Here is a 2,633-nt window from a genome sequence, read left to right as displayed (position 1 = left end):
TAACTTATCAAGGGCCGTTGCCCTGATATTATGGGCTATTTTTAGCCTATCATGGGTTGTCAGTCCCAATAACAGGCAATAAATCTCTGTGGGTTTATTGTCAATGCCGGCCTTTTGCGACACCCTCGCATTGGGCGAGGATTTACGGCAGATTTCGCTAAAATGAACAACCTCACAAATTCCGGGCAAAAAGAGAGCAAACAATCAGCTTTTTTCATTTTTTATCAGAAAGGCATTGACGACTTAGGCTGAATACGGTTTAATGCGCCCCGTTGCCCGGATAGCTCAGTCGGTAGAGCAGAGGATTGAAAATCCTCGTGTCGGTGGTTCGATTCCGCCTCCGGGCACCAATTCAAAACGCGTTAATTGAGCGTTCAATACTGGAACCTAAGAATGCATCGCGTGGCATTATTCAATCATGCAATATTTCGATGTTAGTTAAAGAGGTTCTAGATTCAGGCTATCTGAGAAATCAGATGTCATTTTTTTGTTCAGGCGCAATACTTACAAGTTCTATTGCAGCTGTCAAGCCATCCAAACTAAAATCAATTAACACGATGTTGTATGTTAGTTATTCAACTTTCCTCATTGATCGGAAGAAAGTTAATTATGGGTGATTACATCGGTATCGAATAGGAGGCAGGATCACTCCCGCCGTCCTCTCACAGCACCGTACGTACGGTTCCATATATAGTGCTTCATGTTACACTGGAAGCGTCGTTGCTGTTCCAACAGTGATATTAGACTCAGCCTTCTGAACAGTAACGTCTTTATCGCTTGATTCATGTAGCTGGCTCCCAAGTTCCACCATGCTCCGCGCTGGTTGCCTGTCGATCTCTACGCTCGTTCTTCCTTTTATTCCTGCCACCATTAATTTCTTGGCTCGGGTATAAGGCCGCTTCTATTGTCTCCACAACAGGCAACATAATTTACTATTGATCCAACTATCCAGCTCTTTTTGGCGCAGTTCCGTGTTAAAGAACCCAGAAAGTGGTCCGCTGCCGCCATTTAACCAACGCTATTGTAATGTAAATTCAGGCAGTTCGAAAGCGCAACGCCGCTATAAAGTCGGCTATATCAGCCGATGCCACCCTGACCGCAGCACTGGCATGACCCGTTATTACAACCAGCATCCCAGCTTGCACCTTAAAGGCAACTGGCTGGAAAAAGCCGGGTTTACCACCGGACAGGCGGTGAACATCACCGTTGAACGGGGACAGTTGATTATCCGGCTCGTTGAGAATAACTGACGGCTAAAAGGGAAGATCCCAGCGGCTTGGCTGGGATCTCTTTGCTATCGAACTAATGTTCCCCATTTAACAGATATAAATGGCTTTAACCTAATTTCAACTTCGGTTTTAATATCAGCAAAGATAATTTCAGCGTGTATATACTCTCCGCCTATTTCATCCTTGATTTTAAAGCTGTTAACTCCCTCACTGAGATTTCCTGCTATTTTGTTTCCATTAAACTCTAGTATTGTTTGTATCCATCCTTCCAGCACACTAAAAGAAAATACTATGTGAATCCCATTTACATCGGTAAATTCATACGCAAAACGTCTATCAGAGTGATCTACCAATGTTGGTTCACTTTCAAAGAAGGAAAGCAAATCTAGCTCATCAGGATAGGATTCAATAAACATTATTTTTTTCCTTCTTTCGGGATCGTTGTAATAAATCGTCTAGTGCCATCAGGCATAATTTCAAATGAAGTTTCCAGCTTAGTTGCTTTTCCTGATGGACCAAAAAGTAAAGATTCTCTGACTTCATATTTACCAAATTTGTCAGTATATACCTGCGTTATATTGCCTGGAGTTTTAGGTACTTTTGATATGTGTTCCATAAGGTATTGAGCGCCTTTCTCATCTGTTGGAATCCCTAAACGCCTCATAGATTGCTCCATCTGACTAGAGCGATCAGAATTATGTTTATTGCTGTTAACTTTTCCAAATATGTAGTTAATCTTATTTGGATCAACAACCACATTACTTTGCGCTGCTTCGAACTCAGATCTACAGTATTTTTGCCATTTTGCCGATTCTATCCAGTGCGGCTTTTTCAGATTCAACAACCGCGCCTGTGCTTCCTTTTGTTGTTGGCGATGATTTCGGCCCTTTGCTGCCCTCAACAATAACAGGCAGCGTCATCGCCATTGCAGCGGCAGTCTCCTGACTCATGCCCATTGCTTCAAAGCGTTTTGTCCAGCCGAGTTCGCCTACCTTGCCTGTAGCCGCCTGACCTAACGTATTCACCGCCGACAGGTAATTTCTGAACTCAACCGGCAATGTGCCACCCCGGTCCATATTTTTGAGGGTACGTTCAAACACCGGCCACTGATCAACCAGATAACCATACTTCTGCGCACACTGGCTCGGGTTGCTGTTGCAGAAGTTCATCATTTCCTGCTGATTACGGATATTGGTCTCCACCATATCCTTGATCACTTGTTTGCAGCTTTCGCCTTCACAGGTTCGGGCTTTATGCGCAAAATTGTCCAGCTCATTGGTCGCGGTAGGAATAGCCGTTACCGGCTACCCCCCGCACAGATCCGGACGTGCGCTACTAACGCATCCGGCTCCTACCTCGGGTGTTTGGCGTAAAAGCGCTGCAAAGGATAAGGATGTACAATTC

General features: G+C 44.4%; 4 protein-coding genes and 1 tRNA gene. 2 read left to right on the top strand and 3 right to left on the bottom strand.

Going from position 1 to position 2,633, the window contains the following annotated elements:
* Positions 1-274 precede the first annotated feature (274 nt).
* Both EAE92_RS23865 and EAE92_RS23860 read left to right on the top strand, forming a co-directional pair.
* Positions 275-350 (top strand) — tRNA-Phe (locus EAE92_RS23865).
* A 648-nt stretch (positions 351-998) separates the two neighbouring features.
* Entirely contained in the window at positions 999-1,250 is a 252-nt protein-coding gene (locus EAE92_RS23860; RefSeq protein WP_214069835.1) for a SymE family type I addiction module toxin, read from the top strand.
* A gap of 44 nt (positions 1,251-1,294) precedes the next feature.
* On the opposite strand, the gene EAE92_RS23855 is transcribed toward EAE92_RS23860, so the two are convergent.
* Genes EAE92_RS23855 through EAE92_RS23845 form a run of 3 tightly spaced genes read right to left on the bottom strand, consistent with a single transcriptional unit; the run spans position 1,295 to position 2,434 of the window.
* Positions 1,295-1,645: a hypothetical protein gene (locus EAE92_RS23855; RefSeq protein WP_110086400.1), complete on the bottom strand. Its 351-nt coding sequence runs from the start codon at positions 1,643-1,645 to the stop codon at positions 1,295-1,297.
* Positions 1,645-2,070, bottom strand: a complete 426-nt coding sequence (locus EAE92_RS23850; protein ID WP_214069834.1) for a hypothetical protein — start codon at positions 2,068-2,070, stop codon at positions 1,645-1,647. The genes EAE92_RS23855 and EAE92_RS23850 overlap by 1 nt, the downstream gene beginning before the upstream one ends.
* The gene (locus EAE92_RS23845) at positions 2,015-2,434 is read right to left on the bottom strand and encodes a hypothetical protein (protein WP_246545388.1); all 420 of its coding nucleotides are present in this window, start codon (positions 2,432-2,434) and stop codon (positions 2,015-2,017) included. Before EAE92_RS23845 ends, EAE92_RS23850 begins: the two co-directional genes overlap by 56 nt.
* Between the last annotated feature and the right edge of the window lie 199 nt (positions 2,435-2,633).

Source organism: Photorhabdus hainanensis (assembly GCF_018448965.1).
Lineage (GTDB): Bacteria > Pseudomonadota > Gammaproteobacteria > Enterobacterales > Enterobacteriaceae > Photorhabdus > Photorhabdus akhurstii.
Note: the sequence above shows the minus strand (reverse complement) of the source record. Positions and strands in the feature narration are given on the sequence as shown.

Bases quoted from the DNA above. Each gene is read 5' to 3' on its own strand.
- EAE92_RS23855 (WP_110086400.1), bottom strand. From the start codon at position 1,645: ATGTTTATTGAATCCTATCCTGATGAGCTAGATTTGCTTTCCTTCTTT.
- EAE92_RS23845 (WP_246545388.1), bottom strand. From the start codon at position 2,434: ATGGTGGAGACCAATATCCGTAATCAGCAGGAAATGATGAACTTCTGC.